This is a genomic window from Xanthobacter autotrophicus ATCC 700552 (assembly GCF_043194565.1).
GTDB lineage: Bacteria > Pseudomonadota > Alphaproteobacteria > Rhizobiales > Xanthobacteraceae > Xanthobacter > Xanthobacter autotrophicus_F.
This window is the reverse complement of the sequence record NZ_JBAFVS010000004.1, coordinates 180,240-204,304: the sequence shown is the minus strand read 5'-3', so window position 1 is coordinate 204,304 and position 24,065 is coordinate 180,240. Positions and strand designations below refer to the sequence as shown.

Genomic DNA, 24,065 nt, shown 5'->3' with positions numbered 1-24,065 from the left:
TCTCTCCTCAGCGATAGGTCACGGCGTGGACCGCCGCGATCACATCGGCGACCGTCGGCAGGGCCAGCTTCTCGAGGTTGGCGGCATACGGCATGGGCACGTCCTTGCCGGTGACGCGCAGCACCGGGGCGTCGAGATAGTCGAACGCCTTGTCCATGAGCTGGGCGACGATCTCGGCGCCGACGCCCGACTGCGGCCAGCCCTCCTCCACGCTCACGCAGCGGCCGGTCTTCTTCACCGAGGCGATGATGGTGTCCACGTCCATGGGGCGGATGGTGCGCAGGTCGATCACCTCCGCCTCGATGCCCTGCTTGGCCAGCTCGTCCGCCGCCTTCAGCGCATAGGTCATGCCGATGGAGAAGGAGACCAGGGTCACGTCCTTGCCGGTGCGGGCGATGCGCGCCTTGCCGATGGGCAGCACGAAGTCATCCAGCTTCGGCACCTCGAAGGACTGGCCGTAGAGGATCTCGTTCTCAAGGAAGATGACCGGGTTGGGGTCGCGGATGGCGGCCTTCAGCAGGCCCTTGGCGTCGGCCGCCGTATAGGGTGCGATCACTCGCAGGCCGGGCACGTTGGAATACCAGGAGGTGTAGTCCTGGCTGTGCTGGGCGGCGACGCGGGCGGCGGCGCCGTTGGGGCCGCGGAACACGATGGAGCAGTGCATCTGCCCGCCGGACATGTAGAGCGTCTTCGCCGCCGAGTTGATGATCTGGTCGATGGCCTGCATGGCGAAGTTGAAGGTCATGAACTCCACGATGGGCTTCAGGCCCGCCATGGCCGCGCCCACGCCGACGCCGGCAAAGCCGTGCTCGGTGATGGGGGTGTCGATGACACGGCGCTCGCCGAACTCCTGGAGCAACCCTTGAGTGATCTTGTAGGCGCCCTGATACTCGGCCACTTCCTCGCCCATGACGAAGACATCGCCATCGCGGCGCATTTCCTCGGCCATGGCGTCGCGCAGGGCCTCGCGCACGGTCTGGGTGACGAACTCGGTGCCGGCGGGCACTTCCGGATCGGCCTGGGCCACCACCACCGGCGCAACCAACGCAGGCGCGGCGACGACGGGAGCAGCAACCGGGGCCGGGGCGCTCTCGGCGGCCTTGGGGGCGGGGGCGGCGCTCGCATCTTCCCCGTCGGCGAGGATGGTGGCGATGGGCGTGTTCACCGCCACGTCCTGGGCGCCCTCGGGGACGAGGATGCGGCCGAGGATGCCTTCGTCGATGGACTCGACTTCCATGGTGGCCTTGTCGGTCTCGATCTCGGCAAGCACGTCACCGGACTTGACGGTGTCGCCTTCCTTCTTGAGCCACTTGGTGAGATTGCCCTTCTCCATGGTGGGAGACAGGGCCGGCATGAGGACTTCGATGGCCATGGCTGTCAGCTCTTGCTCGGCGCGCCCGCGGGTGCGGCCGGCGAGGAGCCGGCCGGGGCCACGGGGGGCTTGAAGGTGAGATTGGTGTAGGCGGAGATGGCGGCGACCGCGACGGTCACGGACACGAAGAAGGCGATGGCCGCCTTGCCGGTCCGCACCGCGTCGGCGTCAGCCTCGCGGCCCCGCCGCTTCACGGCGAAGGGCCAGAGCGCGAGAAGGGCGTAGCTTCCCGCGCCGCCCCCCTGCCCGGCCGCGCGGTTGGCGGCGATGGCCTGCAGGCCGCCGCGCACGGCAACGGCCCAGGCGATCAGCGCCGCGAGAAGCGCGAGGCCGGCGATGATATGAAACAGCGCGGCCATGGCCGGCCGCTCAGCGCAGGATGTCCGTGTACAGCTCCGACACGTCGGGCTCGGGATCGTTGGTGGCGAAGTCCGCCGCCTCGTTCACGATCTCGCGGACCTCGGCGTCGAACTTCTTCAGCTCGTCCTCGGTCGCCCCGTGGCTTTCCAGAAGGCGGTTGCGGACCTGCTCGATGGGGTCGTGCTCGGTGCGCATCTTCTGGACCTCCTCCTTGGACCGGTACTTGGCCGGGTCCGACATGGAGTGACCGCGATAGCGGTAGGTCTGCATTTCCAGGATATAGGGGCCATTGCCCTCGCGGGCGAAGGCGAGCGCCCGCTCGCTGGCGGCCTTCACCGCCTGCACGTCCATGCCATCCACCTGCTCGCCGGGGATGTTGAAGGAGGTGCCGCGCTTGGAGAAATCCTGCTGGGCCGAGGCACGGGACACCGAGGTGCCCATGGCGTACTTATTGTTCTCGATCACGTACACGACCGGGAGCTTCCACAGCTCGGCCATGTTGAAGCTCTCGTAGACCTGGCCTTGGTTGGCCGCGCCGTCGCCGAAATAGGTGACCGAGACCGCGCCGTTGTTGCGGTAGCGATCGGCGAAAGCGAGGCCGGTGCCGAGCGAGACCTGGGCGCCGACGATGCCGTGGCCGCCGAAGAACTGCTTCTCGATGCTGAACATGTGCATCGAGCCGCCCTTGCCCTTGGACAGGCCGCCGCGGCGGCCGGTCAGCTCGGCCATCACGCCCCGCGCGGCCATGCCGGTGGACAGCATGTGGCCATGGTCGCGATAGCCGGTGATGACCTGGTCGCCCGGCTTCATGGCCATCTGCATGCCCACCACCACGGCCTCCTGGCCGATGTAGAGATGGCAGAAGCCGCCGATGAGGCCCATGCCGTACATCTGGCCGGCCTTCTCCTCGAAGCGGCGGATGAGCAGCATCTCGCGATAGGCGAGAATGTCCTGGTCTTTAGTGAAGGGGGCCGGGGCCGAGGGATCGGCGACACGGGCAGTAGGCTTTTTGGCCATCGGCATCCTCAGGAAGCGCTGGAACTGCGCCTTCCTATCCCAGCTCCCCGTGCCTTCAAAGCGCCAATTTTTCTGTGTTGCGCTGCAACACGTTGCAAACTCTTGATTTTGCTATAATGAACTTAGAAATGGTTCATATACATCATGAACTTATATTCAGTTCATTTGCTGCGAAGCAACACCAGGTCCTTGCCGTTTATGAAGTTGAGTTGACGGCGCGCTTCCTCGTCCAGCATGTCCGGATCGAGCTGGTTTGCGGCCAAAAGCGACACCTTGTTCTCCATCGCCCGGCGTTGGGCCTTGAGCCCGGCAAGCTCGGATTCCAGCGCCTTCATCTCCTGCTCGTAGTTGCGCTTGGCCACCAGCCCATGATCGCCATTGTAGGCGTGGTAGGCGAAATAGCCGATGAGCGCCGCCGCTCCGAGATGAAGGGCGAACGTGGCGAGGATGGACTGAAGGCGCGAGCGGCTTTGCATGGCCGCATCCTCGCCGCTTCGGGTTTCCGCCGTCTTAAGGCGAGACCGCCCTGTTGCGTCTTCGCGCCTGAGGGCGTTCATTGCCCGGCAGCGCGACGCTGCGTTCGGCCGGCAGGGCGGGCCGCGCGCCAAGGCCGCGCGCAACCATGCATCGCTTTTCTCGAAGCTGAGAGCCGGACAGGCACGCCGTGGAATGGACCGATGAGGGTATCGTGCTGGGGGTGCGGCGGCACGGCGAAGGCAATGCCATCGTGGAATTGCTGACCCGCCTGCGCGGCCGGCACCTCGGCATGGTGCGGGGCGGCGCCTCGCGGCGGCAGGCGCCCCTGCTCCAGCCCGGCAACACGGTGAGCGCCACCTGGCGGGCGCGTCTCGACGAGCACATGGGCAATTATGCGCTGGAGCCCGCGGTGGTGCGCACCGAAGTGCTCATGCGCGCGCCCCACGCCGCCTTCGGCTTCACCCACATGGCGCAGATGCTGCATTTGTTGCCGGAGCGCGATCCCCACGAGGGCCTGTTCCTCACCCTCGGGGCCATCCTCGACGCCTTCGAGGATCGCGCGTCAGCCGGCCGGCTGCTGGCCCGCTTCGAGCTGGCGCTGCTGGCGGAACTGGGGTTCGGGCTGGAGCTGGAAACCTGCGCCGCCACCGGGGGACGGGAAGACCTGGTCTATGTCTCGCCGAAAAGCGGACGGGCGGTCTGCGCGGAGGCGGGTGCGCCCTATGCGGACCGGCTCTTTGCCCTGCCGCGCTTCCTGGTGGACGGAACCGCCCCGCCCGCCGGGGATGTGGAGGACGCGCTGCGCATCACCGGGCATTTCCTGCTCACGCGGGTGCTGGAGCCGCGCGGGCTCGGGCTTGCCGATGCGCGCGCGGCCTTCATTGCCGCCTGGCGCCGCGATACGGCGCCGGAGCCGGCTCATCACCAGCCGCGATAACGCCGCGGACCCACCCACACGTTTCGGCACTTGGTCACCCAATGGGGGCGCCCGTTCCACCAGCGGCGCTCCTGCCAGCACCGCCGCACCCAGCGCACGTCTTCCACCTGGGCCTGGGCCTGCGCCTGTCCGGCGAAGGTGGAACCGCTGCCCATCAACGATCCGGCCGACGCCGATGGCACGGCCCCAAGAAGCGCCAACGCGACAATCCCGCCCGCCGCAAGAGCTGCCGTCTTCATTTTCGGATCTCCTCATGGCACGAGCGTACTCACCGCCCGGCCTTATGATGCTGTAACGTCGCTGGGGCGTGATTTTGTTCCATCCTTGGTATTTCTCGTCTTTCAATAGCAGTTGATCTCTTGTCTGCGGCAAAGTTTCGCCACGATTTACGGTCGGGAATGGCGATGAATTCATTTGCCGTTCAGGATTTGGGCGGTGGCACGCTTTTCATCGGGCGCTTGTGGGACACCCCGATGATGGGGCCGGCATCCAAAGGCGGCTTGTGGCTCGCCCGCGCGCGCGCTACTGGCAGGCATGGCCACGCGCACACTTCCGCCCGGCGACGGGCACATTGAGAAAGTCACGCTCAAGGAGGCGCTGGAAGAGCGCTACCTGGCGTATGCCCTCTCGACCATCATGCATCGCGCCCTGCCCGACGCGCGCGACGGCCTGAAGCCGGTGCACCGGCGCATCCTGCACGCCATGCGCCAGCTGCGCCTCGATCCCGGCCAGGGCTTCAAGAAGTCCGCCCGCGTGGTGGGCGACGTGATCGGCAAGTTCCACCCGCATGGCGACCAGTCGGTGTATGACGCCCTGGTGCGCCTCGCCCAGGATTTCGCCCAGCGCTATCCGCTGGTGGATGGCCAGGGCAATTTCGGCAACGTGGACGGCGATAACGCCGCCGCCATGCGATACACCGAGGCACGCCTCACCGAGACCGCCCGCCTGCTGCTGGACGGCATCGACGAGGACGCGGTGGACTTCCGCCCCACCTATGACGGCTCGGAAGAAGAGCCCGTGGTGCTGCCGGCGGCCTTCCCGAACCTGCTCGCCAACGGCTCGCAGGGCATCGCCGTGGGCATGGCCACCTCCATCCCGCCCCACAATGCCGCCGAGCTGCTGGACGCGGCGCTCCACCTCATCGACCACCCGGAGGCTCCCGCCTTCGACCTGCTCCAGTTCGTGCCCGGCCCGGACTTTCCCACCGGCGGCGTGCTGGTGGAGGATCCGGTAGGCGTGGCCGAGGCCTATGCCACCGGACGTGGCTCGTTCCGCGTGCGGGCGCGCTGGGAGAAGGAGGAAACCGGGCGCGGCACCTATGTGGTGGTGGTTACCGAAATCCCCTACGGCGTCGCCAAGTCCCGCCTGGTGGAGAAGATCGCGGAACTGCTCACCGACAAGAAGCTGCCGCTGCTGGCCGACGTGCGCGACGAGAGCGCCGAGGACATCCGGCTGGTGCTGGAGCCCCGCGCCCGCACGGTGGATGCGGAAGTGCTCATGGAAAGCCTGTTCAAGCTCACCGAGCTTGAGGCCCGCATCCCGCTCAACATGAACGTTCTGGTGCGCGGGCAGGTCCCCAAGGTGCTTTCCCTGTCGGAAGCGCTGCGGGAATGGCTGGACCACCGCCGCGAGGTGCTGCTGCGCCGCTCGCGCTATCGGCTGGAGCAGATTGCGCACCGGCTGGAGGTGCTGGGCGGCTACCTCATCGCCTATCTCAACCTCGACGAGGTGATCCGCATCATCCGCGAGGAGGACGAGCCCAAGCAGGAATTGATGCGCACGTTCGAGCTGACCGACGTGCAGACGGAAGCCATCCTCAACATGCGCCTGCGCTCCCTGCGCCGGCTGGAGGAAATGGAGATCCGCAAGGAGCACGACGCCCTCACCAAGGAACAGGACGGCCTCAACAGGCTGGTCGCCTCCGAGGCGGCGCAGTGGAAGAACATCGCCAAGGAAATCCGCGAGACCCGCAAGACCTACGGCCCCGACACCGCCATCGGCAGGCGCCGCACCACGTTCGCAGCGCCGCCCACCTTCCACGAGGACGCCTTCACCGAGGCGCTGGTGGAGCGCGAGCCGGTCACCATCGTGGTCTCCGACAAGGGCTGGATCCGCGCGCTCAAGGGCCACGTGCAGGACCTCTCCAGCCTCCAGTTCAAGGGCGACGACAGCCTGCGCCACGCCTTCTTCGCCGAGACCACCTCCAAGGTCATGGTGTTCGCCTCCAACGGACGCTTCTACACGCTGGACGCCGCCAAGCTGCCCGGCGGGCGCGGCCACGGCGAGCCCATGCGCCTCATGATCGACCTGGAGCAGGAGGCGGAGATCGTCTCCGTCTTCGCCTATCAGCCCGGGCGCAAGCTGCTGTTGGCCTCCAAGGAGGGACGCGGCTTCATGGTGGGCGAGGACGATTGCCTCGCCAACACCCGCAAGGGCAAGCAGGTGCTCGTGACCGATCCGCCCGACGCAGCGCTGGCGGTGCGCTTCGTGGAAGGGGACTGGGTGGCGGTGATCGGCGACAACCGCAAGCTGCTGCTGTTCCCGCTCAACCAGGTGCCGGAAATGACCCGCGGGCGCGGCGTGCGCCTCCAGCGTTACCGCGAAGGCGGGCTGTCCGACCTCAAGGCCTTCTCCATGGCCTCGGGCCTGACCTGGGAGGACACCTCCGGCCGCACCTGGACCGTGACCGACCTCATTGAATGGCAGGGCGAGCGCGCCTCGGCCGGCCGCCTGCCGCCCAAGGGCTTCCCCCGCAGCAACACCTTCTCCTGAGCCGATGACCGCTCCGCCCGCTGATCCCGCACCGGTGGTTGGCGCAGCGCCGGCCTCCGCCCTCGGCCGCCTCATCGCCATCGCCCGGGCCGGCGTGCGCGCGCGGGAAGCCGCGCTGGTGGTGATCGCGGCGGTGATGGGCATCCTCGCCGGGCTCGCGGCCAGTGCCATGAGCCGAACCACCCAGTGGATGCACGAGGTGCTGTTCCAGCTCGCCCCCGGCGACCGGCTCAGCGCCGCGCCGGCCTTGTCCTCGCCCTGGCTCGTCCTGGTGCCGGCGGCGGGCGGTCTGGCCATGGGGCTCATCGCCCTCGCCCTGAAGCGCTGGCGCCCGCGCAGCGTCGTGGACCCCATCGAGGCCAATGCGCTGCATGGCGGGCGCATGTCGCTGACCGACAGCATCATCGTCGCGGCGCAGACCATGGTCTCCAACGGTTTCGGCGCCTCCCTGGGGCTGGAGGCGGGTTATTCGCAGATCGGCGCCGGCATTGCCTCGCGCCTCGGCCGGGCCTTCCAGCTGCGACGCAACGACCTGCGCATCCTGGTGGGCGCGGGCGCGGCGGCGGGCATCGGCGCGGCCTTTGATGCCCCGCTCATGGGCGCCTTCTACGGTTTCGAGATCATCATCGGCAGCTATTCCATTCCCGCCGCCGCCCCGGTGCTGGCGGCAACGGTCTCGGCGGTGATGGTGGCGCGGCTGCTCGGGGTCCATGTGGAGCCGCTGAACATCCCGCCCGATGTGGTGCTCCAGCCCCTCGACATCCTGCCCATCGCGCTGCTCGGGCTGCTGGCGGCGGGCGTCGCCATCCTCATCATGCGTCTGGTCACCGGCGTGGAGACCCTGTTCGGCAAAAGCCGCATCCCCGCGCCGCTGCGGCCGGCGGTGGCGGGCCTTTGCGTCGGAGCCCTGGCGCTCTACAGCCCGCAGGTGCTGTCCGACGGCCATGGCGCGCTGCACCTGCAGGTGGACAGCCCGGTGGTGCTCTCGGTGGCGATCATCTTCGGCCTGAAGATCCTCGCCTCGGCCCTGTCCATCGGCTCCGGTTTCCGCGGCGGCCTGTTCTTCGCGTCCCTGTTCCTCGGGGCGCTCATGGGCAAGCTGTACGGCGGCGCGCTCGCCGTGGTGTGGCCCGCGCTCCAGCTCGATCCGGTGATCTGCGCGGTGGCCGGCATGGGGGCGCTGGCGGTGGGCATCATCGGCGGCCCCCTCACCATGACCTTCCTGGTGCTGGAGATGACGCAGGACCTCGCCCTGTCCGGCTATGTGCTGGCGGCGGCGGTGGTGACCTCCCTCGCGGTGCGGGAGACCTTCGGCTATTCCTTCTCCACCTGGCGGTTCCATCTGCGCGGCGAGAGCATCCGCAGCGCGCAGGACGTGGGCTGGATGCGCGAACTCACCGTCGCCCGCATGATGCGCACCGACATGGCCACCTTCCCCGAGCACGGCACCATCGGCGCCCTGCGCGCGGCCTTCCCGCTGGGCGCGCGACGGATGGTGGTGCTGGTGGACGGGGCGGGCGCCTATGCCGGGCTGGTGCGGGTGGCGGAGGCCCATGCGGCGGAGCGCGATCCCGCGGAAGCCGCCGCAAGGCTCGCCACCCAGCGCGACGCCATGCTGCTGCCGGCCATGAATGTGAAGGAGGCGGCGCTGGCCTTCGACGCCGCCCGGGCCGAGGACCTCGCCGTGGTGGACGACCGCGCCACCCGCCGCCTGGTGGGCCTCTTGGGCGAGGCCCACGTGCTGAGACGCTACACCGAGGAACTGGACAAGGCCCGGCAGGGCCTTGGCGCGGAGGCGTGAAGCGGCAGCGGCAGGAGAACGAGAAGGCTGTCGTCAGCCCCCTCTGGGAAATTCCAGCCCCATCTCGCGGTAGCGCTCGGGGTCGTCGGCCCAGCTCTCGCGCACCTTCACGAACAGGAAGAGGTGCACCTTCTGCTCGATGATCCCGGCGATCTCCGCGCGGGATTCCGAGGAGATGGTCTTGATCGTGTTGCCGCCCTTACCCAGCACGATCTTGCGCTGGCTTTCGCGCTCCACATAGATGGTCTGCTCGATGCGCACGGAGCCGTTGCGCAGTTCCTTCCAGCTTTCGGTTTCCACCGTGGAGCGGTAGGGCAGCTCGTCATGGAGGCGCAGGAACATCTTTTCCCGGGTGATTTCCGCCGCCAGCATGCGCATGGGCGCATCGGACACCTGATCTTCCGGATAGAGCCAGGGGCTCAGCGGCACCTGCTCGGCGAACCAGCGGCGCACGTCGGCGACCCCGTCCCCGGTCAGGGCGGAGACCATGAACACCCGGTCGAACGCCAGCTTCTCGTTGATCTGGGCGGCGAGGGCCAGGAGCGTGTCGCGGCGGATGATGTCGATCTTGTTGAGAATCAGCGCGCGCGGCTTGCGGATCTGCGAGAGCGGGGCGAGCAGCGCCTCGATGTCCTCGTCCAGGCCGCGCTTGGCGTCCACCAGCAGCGCGATCACGTCCGCGTCGGCGGCATGGGTCCAGGCGCTGGAAACCATGGCGCGCTCCAGCCGGCGCTTGGGCGAGAAGATGCCGGGGGTGTCCACCAGCACCAGCTGGGCCGCGCCGTCCAGCGCGATGCCGCGCACGATGGCACGGGTGGTCTGCACCTTGTGGGAGACGATGGACACCTTGGTGCCCACCAGCTGATTGGTCAACGTGGACTTGCCCGCATTGGGCGCGCCCAAAAGCGCGACGAAGCCGCAGCGGGTCGGCCCCTCAAGGGGCGGCAGGATGCGCGGCGCGGCGTCGTGCTCCGCGTCGAAATCGTCGTCCTCGTCGTCCAAATCATCATCGGACAGGTCATCATCGGACAGGGGGCCGTCCAGCAGATCGCCCTCAGGAAGCTCGTCCTGCGGCGCGCCTTCGGCCGCGCTCAGGTCGCCCCGGGCCGGAGCCCCGTTGCCGGGGCCGCTCTCATCCGGGCCGTTCTCGCCCAGCATATCCTTGGGGGTTTTGGGCCCCTTCCCTGCCGGTGCCATCACGACTCGTCCTTTTTCCACACGCCCTCACGGACGAGGAAAGCGGCGGCTGCCGCCTTCTGCGCATTCTGCTTGGAGGCCCCGTCCGCCTGTTCCGACTTGAGGCCCGGAAGATCCACCGCCACCGTGAAGCAGGGGGCATGATCGGGACCGGAACGGATCACCTCGCGATAGGAGGGCGGCGGCAGGCCACGGGCCTGCGCCCACTCCTGCAACACCGTCTTGGCATCGCGCAGGGGCCGGCGCGGCGTTTCCAGCCGGGGGCGCCAGAAGCGCTCCACCACCTGGTGGGCCGCCTCATAGCCGCCGTCGAGGAACACGGCCGCCACCACGCTTTCCGCGACGTCGGCAAGGATCGCCCGCCGCTTGTGCGCGCCGGACTGGCTCTCGCCGGGACCGAGGCGGATGAAGGGGCCAAGATCCATGTCCTGCGCCACCTCGGCGCAGGCCTCCTCGCGCACCAGCTCGGCGAGCCGGCGCGAGAGGTCTCCCTCCTCCCCTTCCGGGAAGGCGAGATAAAGCATGTGCGACACCACGGAGCCGAGCACGTGGTCGCCCAGGAATTCCATGCGCTGATAGGAGCGCAGCCGCGGGGCCTCGCCCTTCACGGCGCTGATGTGGGAGAGCGCAAGCTCAAGCACCGACGGGTCGCGGAAGCGATAGCCGATCCGCTCCTCTACGGACGCGAGGTCAGAGCCCACTGCGTTCAATGTACCCGAGAGAACAGCCGATCCCATCGCACCGTCCAAGGCCACGTCCAAACCTGCCACGCGGATGCACCCTCGTCGATCGAGAAGAAGATCACCTGCGCCTTGCCGATGAGGTTCTCGAAGGGCACATAGCCGACCTGGCTCAACACGCGGCTATCTGCCGAATTATCGCGATTATCGCCCATCATGAAGTAGTGGCCCAGCGGAACTTCATAGACCGGCGTGTTATCATAGAAGCCATTATCGACAAGATCGAGGGTCTCGAAGGAGACGCCGTTGGGCAGGGTCTCGCGCCAGCGCTTCACCGGCACCTTGCGGCCGGCCCCGTCATCCTCGGCCACGTCGGGAAGCCGCTCGCGCTGCACCGGGGTGCCGTTGATGTGCAGCAGGCCGCCGATCATCTGGATCTTGTCGCCGGGCATGCCGATGACGCGCTTGATGTAATCCGTCTCGTTGTCGCGCGGCAGCTTGAACACCACCACGTCGCCGCGCGTGGGCTCCGCGCCGAAGATGCGGCCGGAGAACAGGTTGGGCGAGAAGGGAATCGAGAAGCGCGAATAGCCGTAGCTGTACTTGGAGACGAAGAGGTAGTCGCCGATCAGCAGCGTATCCTTCATGGACCCGGACGGGATGTTGAAAGGCTGGAACAGCAAGGTCCGGATCACCAGCGCAATCAGCAGCGCATGAACGATCACGCGGACGGTTTCGAGGAAACCGCCGTCCTTCTTGGAGTCGCTGGTCGCGGTCATCTGGTGTCCAAAAATCCCGGATGGGGCGCAGGGTAGTGGAAACTGCGCCGAAACTGAGGACAGACGCCGGATCAGCGTCTGTGTCCACAGGGCCAAGGTGGCGTGATGGCCCCTATAGAGGCTTCGTCGGCTCCCGGCAACGCACGTACAGGCACCTGTCGACGGGTTAGATGCCTGTCTTGGGTACCGCCGATATGATCACATAGGCCGCCGTCAGCGGCCCTTCGTCGGTGAGGGAGAGGTGGATGTGCGGCTCATAGCCCTGCGGCACCAGCGCGGCGAGGCGCCGGGCGGCGCCGCCGGTGAGCACCAGGGTAGGCTGGCCGGACGGCAGGTTCACAACCCCCATGTCGCGCCAGAACACGCCGTGGCTGAGCCCGGTGCCCAGGGCCTTGGAGCAGGCTTCCTTGGCGGCGAAGCGCTTGGCATAGGTCTCGGCCCGCCGCTTGCGCCGATCCGCCTTGGCCCGTTCCTCGGGGGTGAAGACCCGGTCGAGGAAGCGGTCGCCGAACCGCTCGATGGAGCGGGCGATGCGCCGGGCGTCCGAAAAATCCGAGCCGATGCCGATGATCATGCCGCCGCGCCGTCCCCCATGGCCGCCCGCCCCGCCGCAATGGCCGCCCGCATGCGCGCGATGGCCGCGTCGAGCCCCACAAAAATGGCTTCGCCGATGAGAAAGTGGCCGATGTTCAGTTCCACGATCTCCGGGAAGGCGGCGATGCGCTCGGCGGTGTCGTAGTCGAGGCCGTGGCCGGCATGGACCTCCAGGCCCAGATCCGCCGCCTGCCGCGCCCCGGCCTTCAGCCGCGTGAACTCGGCCTCGGCTTCCGCGTGCCGGCCTTCCGCGCAGGCGTCGCACCAGGCGCCGGTGTGCAGTTCCACGATGTCGGCGTTGAGCTCGGCCGCCGCCGCGATCTGGGCCGGGTCCGCCGCGATGAACAGCGAGACGCGGATGCCCGCCGCCTTCAGCCGCGCGATGCGGGGGGCAAGCTCGGCGCGCTGGCCGCTCGCGTCGAGCCCGCCTTCGGTGGTGCGCTCCTCCCGCCGCTCGGGCACGAGGCAGCAGGCGTTGGGGCGGACGCGGCAGGCGATGGCCACCATCTCTTCGGTGGCCGCCATCTCGAAATTGAGGGGCAGGTCGACCTCGGCCTTCAACCGCGCCATGTCGGCGTCGCGGATATGGCGGCGGTCTTCCCGCAGATGGGCGGTGATGCCGTGGGCGCCGGCGGCCTTGGCGAGGGCGGCGGCGCGCACCGGGTCCGGAAGGGCGCCGCCGCGCGCGTTGCGCACCGTCGCCACATGATCCACGTTCACTCCAAGCCGCACCGGCTTCGACACCGCCATTCTCCCTGCTCCCTGCTCCGTCGCGGGCTTATAGCCGGTTGCCCGTGTGCCGGCACGGTCAGCCGTTCACACGCTCCACCTGGGCGACCACCTCGCGGGCCTTCAGGTCCGCCATGATGGTGTTGAGGTGCCTCAGGTCGAAAACCTCGATATCGATGACCATCTCGTGGAAGTCGGCCGAGCGGGCGCGCATCTGGAGGCCGTCGATATTGCCGCCGCGGTCGCCGATGGCGCTCGCCACCTGGGCCAGCGATCCGGGCGTATTGCGGGCGGTCACGATGATGCGGGCGGGGAAGCGGCCGTCCGACAATTCGTCCACGTCCCAGCGCACGTCGAGCCAGCGCTCGGGCGCATCCTCGAAACTCTGCAGGGACGGCGACTGGATCGGGTAGATGGTGATCCCCTCCCCCGGCGTCAGGATGCCGACGATGCGATCGCCCGGCACCGCGCCCCCCTCCGGCGCGAACCGCACCGGGAGCTCGCCGTTGATGCCGCGGATGGGAATGGCGTCGAGGCGCCCGATGTCCGTCCCTTCGCGGGGCTTGGCGCCCGCGGGGATCTTGAACTTGAGGTTGTGGCCGCGCTTCAGCTCGAACCAGCCTTCCCCGTTCACCTGCTGGTCGGTGCGATCCTCTGCGCGCGGCGGCGCCCAGTCGGGATAGACCGCGCGGATGAGGTCATCGGTCTTGATCTCGCCCCGGCCCACGGCGGCGAACACATCCTCGGCGACGGTACGGGCAAGGCGCGGCGTCCCCTTGGCCACGGCGTCTTCCGAAAACACCTTGCCCGCCTTGGCGAAGGCCCGCTCGGCGATCTTGCGGCCGAGCCCGGCATATTGGGCGCGCACGGCGGTCCGGGTGGCCCGGCGCACGGCGGCGCGCGCCTTGCCCGTCACCGCGATGGTCTCCCACGCGCCCGGCGGCGTCTGCGCCTTGGAGGTAATGATCTCCACCTCGTCGCCGTTCTTCAGCTCCGACACCAGAGGCGCGATGGAGCCGTTGATCTTGCAGCCCACCGCCGTATTGCCCACGTCGGTGTGCACCGCATAGGCGAAATCGATGGGCGTCGCCTTGCGCGGCAGGGCGATCAGCCGGCCCTTGGGGGTGAAGCAGAACACCTGGTCGTGGAACAGCTCAAGCTTGGTGTGCTCCAGGAACTCCTCGGGCGAGAGGCCCTGGGACAGGTTCTCGATGGTCTTGCGCAGCCAGGCATAGGCGCGGCTCTCATAGGAGAGCATGTCCCCCGGCGCCCCGGACGCATCCTTGTAGAGGGCGTGGGCGGCGATGCCGTATTCGGCGATCTCTTCCATGTCCCGGGTGCGGATCTGCATCTCGACCCGCTGCCGCCGCGGACCGACCACAGTGGTGTGGAGCGAGCGGTAGTCGTTGGGCTTGGGGGTTGAGATGTAATCCTTGAAGCGGCCGGGCACGATGGCCCACTTGGTGTGGATCACCCCCAGCGCGCGATAGCAGTCCTCCACCGAGCCGACGATGACGCGGAAGCCGTAGAGGTCAGACAATTGCTCGAAGCCGATGGCCTTGCGCTCCATCTTGCCCCAGATGGAATAAGGCCGCTTCTCGCGCCCCTTCACCTCCACCGTGATGCCACGCCGCGCCAGCTCGTCCTTCAGCTCGCGCTCGATCTCCTGCACCACCGCGCCGTTGCCCTGGCGCAGCTCGGACACGCGCACGGCGATGGATTGATAGGCCTCCGGCGAGAGCTGGCGGAACGAGAGGTCCTCCAGTTCCTCGCGCATGTCCTGCATGCCCATGCGGGCGGCGAGCGGCGCGTAGATGTCCAGCGTCTCCTGCGCCACGCGATCGCGCTTCTCCGGCGGCACCCATTTCAGGGTGCGCATGTTGTGGAGGCGGTCGGCGAGCTTGACCAGGAGCACCCGCACGTCGTCGGCGATGGCCAGCAGCAGCTTGCGCAGGTTCTCCGCCTGCTTGGCCTGCTTGGAGACGAGATCCAGCTTCTTGATCTTGGTGAGGCCCTCCACCAGCGTCGCGATCTGCATGCCGAACAGGCGCTCGATCTCGGACTTGGTGGCGCTGGTATCCTCGATGGTGTCGTGCAGCAGCGCCGCGACGATGGTGGCATCGTCGAGCTTGAGATCGGTGAGGATCGCCGCGACTTCGAGGGGGTGGGAGAAATAGGGGTCGCCGGACGCGCGCAGCTGGCTGCCGTGCGCGCGCATGGCATACACATAGGCGCGGTCGAGCAGCGCCTCGTCGGTGTTGGGATTATACCGTCGAACGCGCTCGACGAGTTCGTATTGGCGCATCATGGCCGGGAACGATCCGTCGCAGCACGGGCGGGGCAGGTTCAGCGCGCCCGCCCCATCCTAGTTTGAGTCTTGATATCATGCCGAGGGGGGCCACGCGCAAGGCGCACGTTGCACTTCTTGGCGGGAAAACGCTGCAGGACGACGGCGTTGACCCTCGCGCAAGCCGGGGCTGATGGCGGGGGCCGGGGCACCAGCGCGTGACGATGACCGCGCGCGGCTACCGCTTTTCATCCGCGCGCCCGCCGATTATGGATGAGGCAACGCGCCACAGGCGCCGCCCGCCCCAGACGCTTCCGCCCCCCCTGCCCTGCAATGCGCCAGCCCCAAAAGCACGCACCAATGAGCCCGCACCCATGAGCGCGCCGCCATGAGCGACCTGTTCGGCCTCGCCTTTCCCTTCTTCGGATTGATCTTCCTTGGCTATTTCTGCGGCTGGCGGGTCCGGCTGCCGGAGAGCGGGCTCGCCTGGCTGACCTTCTTCGTCATCTATGTGGCGCTGCCGGCGCTGTTCTACCGCATCGTCGCGCAGACGCCGATCCACGAGCTGGCCAATCCCGCCTTCATCCTCGCGGTGGTGGCGTCCACCGCGACCACCGCGCTCATCGCGCTGGCCATCGGCCTGTATTTCCGGCGCGGGCATGTGGGCGAGGCCGCCATCGCCATCACCATCGGCGCCTATGCCAATGTGGGCTACATGGGGCCGGGCCTGACGCTGGCCGCCCTCGGGCAGGCGGCGGCAACGCCGGCGGCGCTGATCTTCGCCTGCGACAGCCTGCTGTTCTTCACCATCGTGCCGCTGCTGATGAGCATGCGCGGACGGGGCGAGAGCCTGCTCCACACGCTGGGCCTTATCGCCAAGAGGGTGCTCACCCACCCCTTCAACATCGCAACCATGCTGGGGGTCGCGGCGGCGGCGCTGGAGTTCCGCGAGCCGGAGCCCCTGTCGCGCATGCTGGATTTCCTGCGCAATGCCGCCGCGCCCTGCGCACTGTTCGCGCTCGGCGTCACCGTGGCGCTTAGGCCGCTGAAGCGCGTGCCGGTGGAGCTGGGGCCGCTGCTGGTGTTGAAGCTGGTGCTGCACCCGGTGATCGCGCTGGTGTCGCTGAGCCTGTTCGGACCCTTCTCGCAGGTCTGGAGCGAGACGCTGCTGCTGATGGCGGCGCTGCCGCCGGCGCTGAACGTGTTCGTGCTGGCGCGGCAGTACCATGTGTTCATGGAGGAGGCGTCCGCCGCCGTCCTCCTCGGCACCCTGTTCTCGGTGGTGACGGTGACGGGCATGCTCTTCCTGCTGCGCGGGCACCTCATCCCGCTCAGTCTGTTCTGAGCCTGCGGGCCTCAGGCCGCCTTGTCGCCGATGCCGAGCCGCATGAGGGTGCGGCGCAGGGGGCCGACCCGGTCGAGCAGATAGAGGCCGAAGCCGCGCACGCCCTGGATCGGCAGCAGGTCGGACAGCAGCGAGCGGTTGAGCAGGTCCACCGCCCGCATGCGGCCGAACACGTCGCGCTGGCGCGCCGCCGCATAGCGCGACAGCAGGGCCTCCCCGCCCACGTCCTCGCCCCCGGCGAAGGCGTCCGCCACGAAGGCCACCAGCGCCCCCGCGTCGCGCAGGCCGAGATTGAGGCCCTGCGCGCCGATGGGCGGCATGATGTGGGCCGCCTCGCTGATGAGGGCGATGCGGTCCGCCACCAGGCGCTCCGCCGTCTCCGCCGCCAGCGGGAAGGCGCCGCGGCCGCCCTCCATCTCGAACCGGCCGAGCACGGACGAGGCCCGCGTCTCCAGTTCCCGGGCCAGCGCCATGTCGTCGAGGCCGAGCAGGCGGATCGCCTCCCGCTCCGTGACCACGCAGACGATGGACGAGCGATCCCCCGTCAGCGGCACCAGGGTGAAGGGGCCGCTCTCGGTGTGGAATTCGGTGGAGGTGTCCTCGTGCGAGCGGGTGTGGCGCACGGTGGCGGTGAAGGCCACCTGCGGATAGGCCCGGGTGCGCATGGAGATGCCCGCCGCCGCCCGCACCCGTGACTGGCGTCCGTCCGCCCCCACCACCAGGCGGGCACGCAGGCGCGTGCCGTCGGCAAGATGCAGGGTGAGGGCGTCGGGCGCAAAATCGATGCGCTCCAGCGCGGTGCGCGCGATAAAGAGGTTGGGCCGCTGCATGGCCTTGGCGAGCAGGCCGTTGCGCAGGGCGTCGTTCTCGATGTTGTAGCCGAAGGCGGGAAGGCCGATTTCCGCGGCGCGGAACGTCACTTCCGGTGCCCGCACCAGCCGGCGGGTGGCATCGGCGATGCGCATGTCGCGCAGCGGCGCGGAACGGGGCTCCAGCTCCGCCCACAGGCCGAAATCCTCCAGGATGCGCACCGAGCCTTCCAGCAGCGCCGTGGTGCGGTGGTCGGCCCCGCGATCGGGGCCGGTGACGAGAGCCGTGGGCACCCCCCGTGCGGCCAGCCCGAGGGCCGTGGCAAGCCCGGCCGGACCGGCGCCCACCACGACGACCTCATGAACATGGTCACTGTGGATGTCGCCGTCGTGGATGTCCCCGTCGTGGATGTCCTCTTGCGCCATCGCAGCCTCCCCGCCGCCGCCGTGTCACCGGCGTGTCGCACACTAGTTCCCGCATGGGGCAGAGAAAAGGCCGCCCGGCCCCGAGTCAGGCCGTCAAGATGCCACGCCGCAAGGCTTCGGCGTATGATCCGTCACGCTCCAGCGGCGCGGCGTGTTGCCCCATCGGCACCCGCGGCGCCTTTTTGCGCAGAGATCACGACAGGACATCTTGCGGTGCGCGCGGGTTTCCCCATTCTGGCGCGGAATCGATGCTGGGGGATCGGATGCTCGACTGGATTTCGTCACCGGAGGCCTGGGCGGCCCTCGTGACGCTCACCGCCATGGAGATCATCCTCGGCATCGACAACGTGGTGTTCATCTCCCTCGTGGTGCAGAAGCTGCCCGCGGCCCAGGCGCTCCGGGCACGGCAGGTGGGGCTTTCCGCGGCACTGATCCTGCGCATCGCGCTGCTGTTCGCGCTCACCTGGCTCATCGGCCTGCAGCAAAACCTGTTCACCGCCTTCGGCCATGGCTTCTCCTGGCGCGACATCATCCTGATGGCCGGCGGCGCCTTCCTCATTGCCAAGGCCACCCAGGAAATGCACGGCGCGCTGGAGGGCGAGGACGAGCCGGAAGCCTGCGACGGCCCGGCCGCTCACGCGCAGCGCGCCTTCATGGCGGTGGTGGCGCAGGTGATCCTGCTCGACCTCGTGTTCTCGGTGGACTCGATCCTCACCGCCATCGGCATGGCGGAGCATCTCGCCATCATGGTGCTGGCGGTGATCATCGCCGTGTCCATCATGTTCGCCGCCTCCGGCCCGCTCTCCGCCTTCATCGCCGCCCATCCCACCACCAAGATGCTGGCGCTAGCCTTCCTGGTGCTCATCGGCGTCACGCTGGTGGCCGACGGCTTCGGCGCGCACGTCCCGAAGGGCTACATCTATGCGGCCATGGCCTTCTCGGTGATGGTGGAGATGCTGAACGTCGCCGCCTCCGGCCGGCGCCGGCGGCGGATCGCGGCGCGGCACGCGGAGGGGGAACAATGACAGGCAAGGTCCTCGTGGTGACAGGCGGCAGCCGGGGCATCGGCGCCGCCTGCGTGATCAAGGCCGCCCAGGCGGGCTATGGGAAGATCGCGCTCAACTACACCAGCGATGCCGCCGCCGCCGAGGCCACCGCCGCCGCCGCGCGCGCCCACGGCGCCGAAGTGGCGGTGATCAAGGGCGACATGGCGGTTGCCGCCGACATCGCCCACCTGTTCGGCGAGAGCGATGCCCGCCTCGGCCCGGTGACCCATCTCATCAACAACGCCGGCATCACCGGCCGCGCCTCACCCTTCGCCGATGCCGATCCCGCCGAGATCGCCCGCGTCATCGACCTCAACGTCACCGGCGCGCTGCTGGTGGCCCAGGCGGCGGTCAGGCGCATGTCCACGGCGCGCGGGGGCAAGGGCGGCGCCATCGTCAACATCTCCTCCATGGCGGCGACGCTGGGCTCGCCCGGCGAGTATGTCTGGTACGCCGCGAGCAAGGGCGCCATCGACAGCTTCACCATTGGCCTCAGCCGCGAGCTGGCCCGCGAGGGCATCCGGGTGAACGCAGTGGCGCCGGGCCTCATCGCCACCGACATCCACGACACCAGCGGCGTCGCCGGCCGGCTGGACCGGCTGGTGCCGACCACGCCCATGGGCCGGGCCGGAACCGCCGAGGAGGTGGCCGACGCCGTCCTGCACCTGCTTTCGGATGCGGCGAGCTACACCACCGGCGCCCTCCTGAAGGTCTCCGGCGGGCGCTGAGGGCGCTTGCGAGCGCCGGACGCGGGCCTATGATCCCCGGCGTCGCGGAAGGAAAAGGGGTCTGGCGTCATGGTCCATGCGGTTCGGGTGCATCAGACGGGCGGTCCCGAGGCGCTGACCTATGAAACGGTCGAGGTGCCTTCCCCCGGGCGCGGCGAGGTGCAGGTTCGCCACACCGCCATCGGCCTCAACTTCATCGACGTCTATTTCCGCACCGGCCTCTACAAGGCGGCGAGCCTGCCCTTCATCCCCGGCAACGAGGGCGCCGGCGTGGTGGAGGCCGTGGGGCCGGACGTGAACGACTTCCACCCCGGCGACCGCGTCGCCTATGCCATGGCCATCGGCGCCTATGCGGAAGTCCGCAACGTGCCGGCGGCCGTTCTGCTGCACCTGCCCGCTTCCATCGACGACCAGACCGCCGCCGCCATGATGCTGAAGGGCATGACGGCGCAGTATCTCGTGCGCCGCACCCATCACATCAAGCCGGGGGACGTGATCCTGGTCCAGGCGGCGGCCGGCGGCGTGGGCCTCATCCTGTGCCAGTGGGCCAAGCATCTGGGCGCCACCGTCATCGGCACGGTGGGGTCAAGGGACAAGGCGGAACTGGCCCTCTCCCACGGCTGCGACGAGGTGATTCTCTACCGCGACGAGGATTTCGTGCACCGGGTGAAGGAGATCACCGCCGGCAAGCTGTGCGACGTGGTTTACGACGGGGTGGGACAGGCGACCTACCCCGCCTCCCTCGACTGCCTGAAGCCGCTCGGCCTGTGGGTGAGCTTCGGCAACGCCTCGGGCGCCATCAAGAATTTCGACCTGCTGGCGCTCTCGCAGAAGGGCTCCCTGTTCGCCACCCGGCCGACGCTTGCCACCTTCGTGGCCAAGCGCCATGACCTGATCGCCACCGCCAACGACCTGTTCGAGGCGGTGCTGACCGGGGCGGTGAAGATCCCCATCCACCAGACCTATGCGCTGAAGGACGTGCAGAAGGCCCACAAGGACCTCGAAGCGCGCAAGACCACGGGGTCAACGCTGCTGCTGCCGTAGGTTGCCCGCATCTCCCTATCGCGGCGCCGTCGCATCCGTCAGATGGCGCGCGGCATAGAGTTCCGGGTAGAGCCGGTTGCGGAACTGGCTCGCCGCCGGCTCCGTGCTCGCTAGCAGCCGGTCGATGGCCCCGGCCTGCTCGGTCTCAGCCCATGGCCGGCGGGGTATGGGGCGGTCGTCGAGCCAGAATTCGCTCCAGTCGAACGTGGTCTCGATCAATTCGCGCGCGAAGGCGCCGCCTTCCGCCAGCGCGCCCTGCAACACCACGTCGATATAGGACTGGACCAGCGGGAACGCCGCGTCGGGCGGGATGCCGTTGTCCGGCGTGCCCTCCCGACTGATGGCCACCCCGCTCATGTCCACCCCTTTGGGCACATAGATCCACACCCGGCCGGAGCGCGGCAGCCCCTGCCAGCCCACCGCCTCCACCAGGGCCGGGGCCACCTCCACCCGCTGGTAGCCGCCCTCGCGCCGGTCGAAGGCGGCCATCTCCTCGGCGTCCCGCACCGGGAAAACCACGCCATTGATGGACGAGGGCACCTCCCCCTCGCGCAGATGGCGCAGCCCCAGGGCGGTGAAACCCGCCCCCGACCGCGCCCCGCCGCGGGCGACGAAGGCCCGCACCAGGCCGAACCGCGCGGAAACCCGCGCCGGGACCGCCACCACCCGCCGCCGCGAGGTGGACGTGCGCGACGGCTCGCTGATGAGCGTGCCGTAGCCGAACAGAAAATCCGCGGGCTGGTCGGGCAGCCCCTCGCCCCAGAAATCGCGCGCCGCCGCCGGGCCGGACGCAGCGGCAAGGCCGGCGAGCCCGAGCAGAACATCCCGCCGCGACGGCCATCGACGCCCGCGACGGACGTCACCCCCATGCGCGCGCCCAGATCGTCCTGCCATGAAGTCGTGTTGCACCGGCACGCCACCTATGCTGCATTGCATTCAACAGGTTGGCGACCGAGGCACGAGGCCGGGCCGCCAAATCAGTGGGGGGACACATGAAGCTGCCGCGCCAATTCTTCAAGCCGCTGGCCATCGGTGCGCCCGCACCTTACCGCGAGCTGCCGGTGCAGCTGGAGCGCATGATCCATTTCGTGCCGCCGCATCTGGAGAAGATGCGCAACAAGGTGCCGGACATCGCCAGGCAGGTGGACGTGGTGCTCGGCAACCTTGAGGATGCCATCCCCTCCGACGCCAAGGAAGCCGCCCGCCGCGGCTTCATTGAGATGGCCAAGGCCACGGATTTCGGCTCCACCGGCCTGTGGACCCGCATCAACTGCCTCAACAGCCCCTGGGTGCTCGACGACATCGTGGAGATCGTCAGCGAGATCGGCGCCAAGCTGGACGTGATCATGCTGCCCAAGGTGGAAGGCGCCTGGGACGTGCATTATCTCGACCAGTTGCTGGCCCAGCTGGAGGCCAAGCACGCCATCGGCAAGCCCATCCTCATCCACGCCATCCTGGAAACCGCCGAGGGCGTGAAGAATGTGGAGGAGATCGCCAGCGCCTCCCCGCGCATGCACGGCATGAGCCTGGGACCGGCCGACCTTGCCGCCTCCCGCGCCATGAAGACCACCCGCGTCGGCGGCGGCCATCCCGACTACAAGGTGCTGGCGGACGCCGATGGCGACGCGCCCCGCGCCGGCTACCAGCAGGACCTGTGGCACTACACCGTCGGCAAGATGGTGGACGCCTGCGCCGCCAACGGCATCAAGCCCTTCTACGGCCCGTTCGGCGATTTCTCGGACCTCGCGGCGTGCGAGAGCCAATTCCGCAACGCCTTCCTGCAGGGCTGCGTCGGCGCCTGGTCGCTGCACCCCACCCAGATCGACATCGCCAAGCGCGTGTTCTCCCCCGATCCGGGCGAGGTGGCCTTCGCCCTCAAGATCCTGGAAGCCATGCCCGATGGCGCCGGCGCGGTGATGATCGACGGCAAGATGCAGGACGATGCAACCTGGAAGCAGGCCAAGGTGATCGTGGACCTTGCCCGCATTGTCGCAGCCAAGGATCCGGAAATGGGCAAAACCTACGGACTGTGACAGAATTGATTAACCTTACAGGATATTGCCGTAACGGAAGGTCAATCGCGACGGCACAGTGAAGAGGCGGGACATGGGCAGTCACGACAAAGCGCGCGCGAAACCCGCCACCGGCGCGCCTGCGCCCGACGGCAATGGCATCGCGTCGGCACCCGAGGCCGGCGCCGTGGCGCAAGACGCCAAAGCCGGAGCGGCCGAGGGCAAAGCTGGCGCAGCCGAGAGCAAGGGTTCTGGCGGGGCGCCGGAAGGGGCGGTCGCCTCGCCGCTCGTGGGTGCGGCGGCGGATTTCCACTCCACCATGCGCGAAGGGAAGTTCCGCATCGGAGAGGTGGTGCGGCACAAGCACTTCCCGTTCCGCGGCGTCGTGTTCGACGTGGACCCGGTGTTCGACAACACCGAGGAATGGTGGCTCTCCATTCCCGAGGAGATCCGCCCCCACAAGGACCAGCCCTTCTACCACCTGCTCGCCGAGAATGCGGACAGCGAATATGTGGCCTACGTCTCCGAGCAGAACCTGGAGCGGGACGTCTCCGAGGAGCCGGTGCGCCATCCCAAGGTGAACGAGGCCCTGACCGACGACGGCGCCGGCGGCTGGCGGGTGCGGCGCGACCTCATCAACTGAGGCCGGTCGCGCAACCGGGGCCGGCCCTTCGGGGGCAGTCTCGGACCACTGGCAGACTGGTCCGGGCCGCCGGACCAGCAGACATGAAAAAAGGCCGGCATCCCAATGCCGGCCTTTTTTGTTGAACGTGGCAGGGCGGCGCGCCGCCCCAGATCACTGCATCCGGTTCACTCCATCCGGTTCACTGGGCGCCCTGCGCCTTGGCGCGCTCAAGCTCCTGGCCCTTCTTCAGGAGAGCGGCCTTGCCCTGCTCTTCCTGCTGCTGGGCCGCGGCGCGGGCGTCTTCCATGCGCTTGCGCTCCTGCTCCATGGCCACCTTGGCGTCCATGCCGGGGCCATCATAGGCCTTGCCGAAATCGGCGGTGGAGATGGGCAGGCTCAGGGTGCGGCCGGTGCCGTTCACCATCTGCAGGTACACGGCATTGGCCTTGCGGAACTTGGCGATGAAGCTGCCGTCCACCTCAAGGTCGCCGATGCAGGTGGCGCCGCCGCCCTGGATGGGCTGGCACAGCACGAACGGGACGTTCACCGGGTCCTTGTCGAGGGTGATGCGCAGGCCGGGCTGCAGGCGCATGCCGAGGGGCACGGAAATGTTGATGCGCTTCTTCGGCTCATCCTGCATCTCGACGATGTCGACCTTAGCGATGGCCTGATTCTCGACGCCCAGCACCTGGGTCAGCACGCACACCTGCTTCTTCCGCTCCGGGATCTCCTGGCAGATCTTCTGCCACGGGGAGGCGGAGAATTTCACGTCGGCTTCGGCCTGGGGAGCGCCGCCAGCGGGCGCCTGCGCGGCCGGTGCCGGAGCAGCGGGCTTGGCGGCGGGTGCGGCGGGCTTGGGGGCCGGCTTGGCCGCAGGCGCAGGCTGGGCCGGCTGGGTCTGGGAGAAGGCCGGGCCGGCGAACGCCACAGCGAACAACGTGGCGGCAACCCCGGCCGTGAGCCGCGCGTTGAATTTGGTCATGGTCATCGTGGCCTTTCTTGTGGTCTGAGCCGCCGGGGCTCCGGTC

Annotated in this window: 23 protein-coding genes; 9 read left to right on the top strand and 14 right to left on the bottom strand. The window is 68.5% G+C overall.

Translation table 11 applies throughout. From position 1 onward, the window contains the following. Positions 1-7 precede the first annotated feature (7 nt). The 4 genes from V5F48_RS06145 to V5F48_RS06130 form a co-directional block, all read right to left on the bottom strand. A complete protein-coding gene (locus V5F48_RS06145; RefSeq protein WP_394257977.1) occupies positions 8-1,372 on the bottom strand; it encodes a pyruvate dehydrogenase complex E1 component subunit beta in 1,365 nt (454 codons plus the stop codon). 5 nt (positions 1,373-1,377) lie between these two features. Next, complete coding sequence (locus V5F48_RS06140) at positions 1,378-1,731, bottom strand: hypothetical protein (protein WP_394109902.1); 354 nt, start codon at positions 1,729-1,731, stop codon at positions 1,378-1,380. A 10-nt stretch (positions 1,732-1,741) separates the two neighbouring features. After that, positions 1,742-2,749, bottom strand: coding sequence for a pyruvate dehydrogenase (acetyl-transferring) E1 component subunit alpha (gene pdhA, locus V5F48_RS06135; RefSeq protein WP_394257976.1), 1,008 nt, complete (start codon positions 2,747-2,749; stop codon positions 1,742-1,744). Positions 2,750-2,910: 161 nt separating this feature from the next. After that, positions 2,911-3,225 (bottom strand): FtsB family cell division protein, encoded by a 315-nt coding sequence (locus V5F48_RS06130; protein ID WP_394109900.1) that lies wholly within the window; start codon positions 3,223-3,225, stop codon positions 2,911-2,913. Positions 3,226-3,413: 188 nt separating this feature from the next. On the opposite strand from V5F48_RS06130, the gene recO reads away from it, so the two are divergent. Beyond that, positions 3,414-4,163: a DNA repair protein RecO gene (gene recO / locus V5F48_RS06125; RefSeq protein WP_394257975.1), complete on the top strand. Its 750-nt coding sequence runs from the start codon at positions 3,414-3,416 to the stop codon at positions 4,161-4,163. Here recO and V5F48_RS06120 read toward each other — a convergent pair. Beyond that, positions 4,148-4,402 carry a hypothetical protein gene (locus tag V5F48_RS06120; RefSeq protein ID WP_394257974.1) on the bottom strand — a complete coding sequence of 85 codons (255 nt, stop codon included), beginning with the start codon at positions 4,400-4,402 and terminating at the stop codon, positions 4,148-4,150. The two genes, recO and V5F48_RS06120, sit on opposite strands and share 16 nt — an antisense overlap. Positions 4,403-4,697: 295 nt before the next feature. Here V5F48_RS06120 and parC point away from each other — a divergent pair, with 295 nt between their 5' ends. Beyond that, entirely contained in the window at positions 4,698-6,935 is a 2,238-nt protein-coding gene (parC, locus tag V5F48_RS06115; protein ID WP_394257973.1) for a DNA topoisomerase IV subunit A, read from the top strand. A gap of 4 nt (positions 6,936-6,939) precedes the next feature. Beyond that, entirely contained in the window at positions 6,940-8,736 is a 1,797-nt protein-coding gene (locus V5F48_RS06110; protein ID WP_394257972.1) for a chloride channel protein, read from the top strand. Positions 8,737-8,769: 33 nt separating this feature from the next. Here V5F48_RS06110 and era read toward each other — a convergent pair whose 3' ends face one another. From era to V5F48_RS06080, 6 genes are all read right to left on the bottom strand, one after another. Beyond that, complete coding sequence (gene era / locus V5F48_RS06105; RefSeq protein ID WP_394257971.1) at positions 8,770-9,933, bottom strand: GTPase Era; 1,164 nt, start codon at positions 9,931-9,933, stop codon at positions 8,770-8,772. After that, complete coding sequence (gene rnc / locus V5F48_RS06100; RefSeq protein ID WP_394257970.1) at positions 9,933-10,634, bottom strand: ribonuclease III; 702 nt, start codon at positions 10,632-10,634, stop codon at positions 9,933-9,935. Before rnc ends, era begins: the two co-directional genes overlap by 1 nt. A 5-nt stretch (positions 10,635-10,639) precedes the next feature. Further along, positions 10,640-11,392, bottom strand: a complete 753-nt coding sequence (gene lepB, locus V5F48_RS06095; RefSeq protein ID WP_394109894.1) for a signal peptidase I — start codon at positions 11,390-11,392, stop codon at positions 10,640-10,642. Between the two features lie 166 nt (positions 11,393-11,558). Then, on the bottom strand, positions 11,559-11,966 hold the full coding sequence (gene acpS / locus V5F48_RS06090) for a holo-ACP synthase (protein WP_394109893.1): 408 nt from the start codon (positions 11,964-11,966) through the stop codon (positions 11,559-11,561). Next, positions 11,963-12,736 carry a pyridoxine 5'-phosphate synthase gene (locus V5F48_RS06085; RefSeq protein ID WP_394257969.1) on the bottom strand — a complete coding sequence of 258 codons (774 nt, stop codon included), beginning with the start codon at positions 12,734-12,736 and terminating at the stop codon, positions 11,963-11,965. The genes acpS and V5F48_RS06085 overlap by 4 nt, the downstream gene beginning before the upstream one ends. 58 nt (positions 12,737-12,794) lie before the next feature. Beyond that, positions 12,795-15,023 carry a RelA/SpoT family protein gene (locus V5F48_RS06080; protein ID WP_394257968.1) on the bottom strand — a complete coding sequence of 743 codons (2,229 nt, stop codon included), beginning with the start codon at positions 15,021-15,023 and terminating at the stop codon, positions 12,795-12,797. A 367-nt stretch (positions 15,024-15,390) separates the two neighbouring features. Here V5F48_RS06080 and V5F48_RS06075 point away from each other — a divergent pair, with 367 nt between their 5' ends. After that, entirely contained in the window at positions 15,391-16,347 is a 957-nt protein-coding gene (locus tag V5F48_RS06075) for an AEC family transporter (protein ID WP_394257967.1), read from the top strand. An 11-nt stretch (positions 16,348-16,358) separates the two neighbouring features. On the opposite strand, the gene V5F48_RS06070 is transcribed toward V5F48_RS06075, so the two are convergent. Further along, positions 16,359-17,582: a UbiH/UbiF family hydroxylase gene (locus V5F48_RS06070; protein ID WP_394257966.1), complete on the bottom strand. Its 1,224-nt coding sequence runs from the start codon at positions 17,580-17,582 to the stop codon at positions 16,359-16,361. A gap of 263 nt (positions 17,583-17,845) precedes the next feature. On the opposite strand from V5F48_RS06070, the gene V5F48_RS06065 reads away from it, so the two are divergent. From V5F48_RS06065 to V5F48_RS06055, 3 genes are all read left to right on the top strand, one after another. Then, on the top strand, positions 17,846-18,607 hold the full coding sequence (locus tag V5F48_RS06065) for a TerC family protein (RefSeq protein WP_394257965.1): 762 nt from the start codon (positions 17,846-17,848) through the stop codon (positions 18,605-18,607). Further along, positions 18,604-19,356: an SDR family oxidoreductase gene (locus tag V5F48_RS06060; protein WP_394257964.1), complete on the top strand. Its 753-nt coding sequence runs from the start codon at positions 18,604-18,606 to the stop codon at positions 19,354-19,356. The genes V5F48_RS06065 and V5F48_RS06060 overlap by 4 nt, the downstream gene beginning before the upstream one ends. Positions 19,357-19,425: 69 nt before the next feature. Further along, complete coding sequence (locus V5F48_RS06055; RefSeq protein WP_394257963.1) at positions 19,426-20,400, top strand: quinone oxidoreductase family protein; 975 nt, start codon at positions 19,426-19,428, stop codon at positions 20,398-20,400. Between the two features lie 15 nt (positions 20,401-20,415). On the opposite strand, the gene V5F48_RS06050 is transcribed toward V5F48_RS06055, so the two are convergent. After that, on the bottom strand, positions 20,416-21,294 hold the full coding sequence (locus V5F48_RS06050) for a gamma-glutamylcyclotransferase family protein (protein ID WP_394257962.1): 879 nt from the start codon (positions 21,292-21,294) through the stop codon (positions 20,416-20,418). A 98-nt stretch (positions 21,295-21,392) separates the two neighbouring features. Here V5F48_RS06050 and V5F48_RS06045 point away from each other — a divergent pair, with 98 nt between their 5' ends. Together V5F48_RS06045 and hspQ are read left to right on the top strand one after the other, a co-directional pair. Further along, positions 21,393-22,433: an HpcH/HpaI aldolase/citrate lyase family protein gene (locus tag V5F48_RS06045; protein WP_394109884.1), complete on the top strand. Its 1,041-nt coding sequence runs from the start codon at positions 21,393-21,395 to the stop codon at positions 22,431-22,433. Positions 22,434-22,731: 298 nt separating this feature from the next. Further along, positions 22,732-23,055, top strand: coding sequence for a heat shock protein HspQ (gene hspQ, locus V5F48_RS06040; protein WP_394258070.1), 324 nt, complete (start codon positions 22,732-22,734; stop codon positions 23,053-23,055). A gap of 181 nt (positions 23,056-23,236) precedes the next feature. Here hspQ and V5F48_RS06035 read toward each other — a convergent pair whose 3' ends face one another. Then, on the bottom strand, positions 23,237-24,025 hold the full coding sequence (locus V5F48_RS06035; protein WP_394109883.1) for an invasion associated locus B family protein: 789 nt from the start codon (positions 24,023-24,025) through the stop codon (positions 23,237-23,239). Between the last annotated feature and the right edge of the window lie 40 nt (positions 24,026-24,065).

Coding starts and splice junctions, on each gene's coding strand:
- V5F48_RS06145 (WP_394257977.1), bottom strand. CDS start 1,372: ATGGCCATCGAAGTCCTCATGCCGGCCCTGTCTCCCACCATGGAGAAG.
- V5F48_RS06140 (WP_394109902.1), bottom strand. CDS start 1,731: ATGGCCGCGCTGTTTCATATCATCGCCGGCCTCGCGCTTCTCGCGGCG.
- pdhA (WP_394257976.1), bottom strand. CDS start 2,749: ATGGCCAAAAAGCCTACTGCCCGTGTCGCCGATCCCTCGGCCCCGGCC.
- V5F48_RS06130 (WP_394109900.1), bottom strand. CDS start 3,225: ATGCAAAGCCGCTCGCGCCTTCAGTCCATCCTCGCCACGTTCGCCCTT.
- V5F48_RS06120 (WP_394257974.1), bottom strand. CDS start 4,402: ATGAAGACGGCAGCTCTTGCGGCGGGCGGGATTGTCGCGTTGGCGCTT.
- parC (WP_394257973.1), top strand. CDS start 4,698: ATGGCCACGCGCACACTTCCGCCCGGCGACGGGCACATTGAGAAAGTC.
- V5F48_RS06110 (WP_394257972.1), top strand. CDS start 6,940: ATGACCGCTCCGCCCGCTGATCCCGCACCGGTGGTTGGCGCAGCGCCG.
- era (WP_394257971.1), bottom strand. CDS start 9,933: ATGGCACCGGCAGGGAAGGGGCCCAAAACCCCCAAGGATATGCTGGGC.
- lepB (WP_394109894.1), bottom strand. CDS start 11,392: ATGACCGCGACCAGCGACTCCAAGAAGGACGGCGGTTTCCTCGAAACC.
- acpS (WP_394109893.1), bottom strand. CDS start 11,966: ATGATCATCGGCATCGGCTCGGATTTTTCGGACGCCCGGCGCATCGCC.
- V5F48_RS06085 (WP_394257969.1), bottom strand. CDS start 12,736: ATGGCGGTGTCGAAGCCGGTGCGGCTTGGAGTGAACGTGGATCATGTG.
- V5F48_RS06080 (WP_394257968.1), bottom strand. CDS start 15,023: ATGATGCGCCAATACGAACTCGTCGAGCGCGTTCGACGGTATAATCCC.
- V5F48_RS06075 (WP_394257967.1), top strand. CDS start 15,391: ATGAGCGACCTGTTCGGCCTCGCCTTTCCCTTCTTCGGATTGATCTTC.
- V5F48_RS06070 (WP_394257966.1), bottom strand. CDS start 17,582: ATGGCGCAAGAGGACATCCACGACGGGGACATCCACGACGGCGACATC.
- V5F48_RS06065 (WP_394257965.1), top strand. CDS start 17,846: ATGCTCGACTGGATTTCGTCACCGGAGGCCTGGGCGGCCCTCGTGACG.
- V5F48_RS06060 (WP_394257964.1), top strand. CDS start 18,604: ATGACAGGCAAGGTCCTCGTGGTGACAGGCGGCAGCCGGGGCATCGGC.
- V5F48_RS06055 (WP_394257963.1), top strand. CDS start 19,426: ATGGTCCATGCGGTTCGGGTGCATCAGACGGGCGGTCCCGAGGCGCTG.
- V5F48_RS06050 (WP_394257962.1), bottom strand. CDS start 21,294: ATGGCAGGACGATCTGGGCGCGCGCATGGGGGTGACGTCCGTCGCGGG.
- V5F48_RS06045 (WP_394109884.1), top strand. CDS start 21,393: ATGAAGCTGCCGCGCCAATTCTTCAAGCCGCTGGCCATCGGTGCGCCC.
- hspQ (WP_394258070.1), top strand. CDS start 22,732: ATGCGCGAAGGGAAGTTCCGCATCGGAGAGGTGGTGCGGCACAAGCAC.
- V5F48_RS06035 (WP_394109883.1), bottom strand. CDS start 24,025: ATGACCATGACCAAATTCAACGCGCGGCTCACGGCCGGGGTTGCCGCC.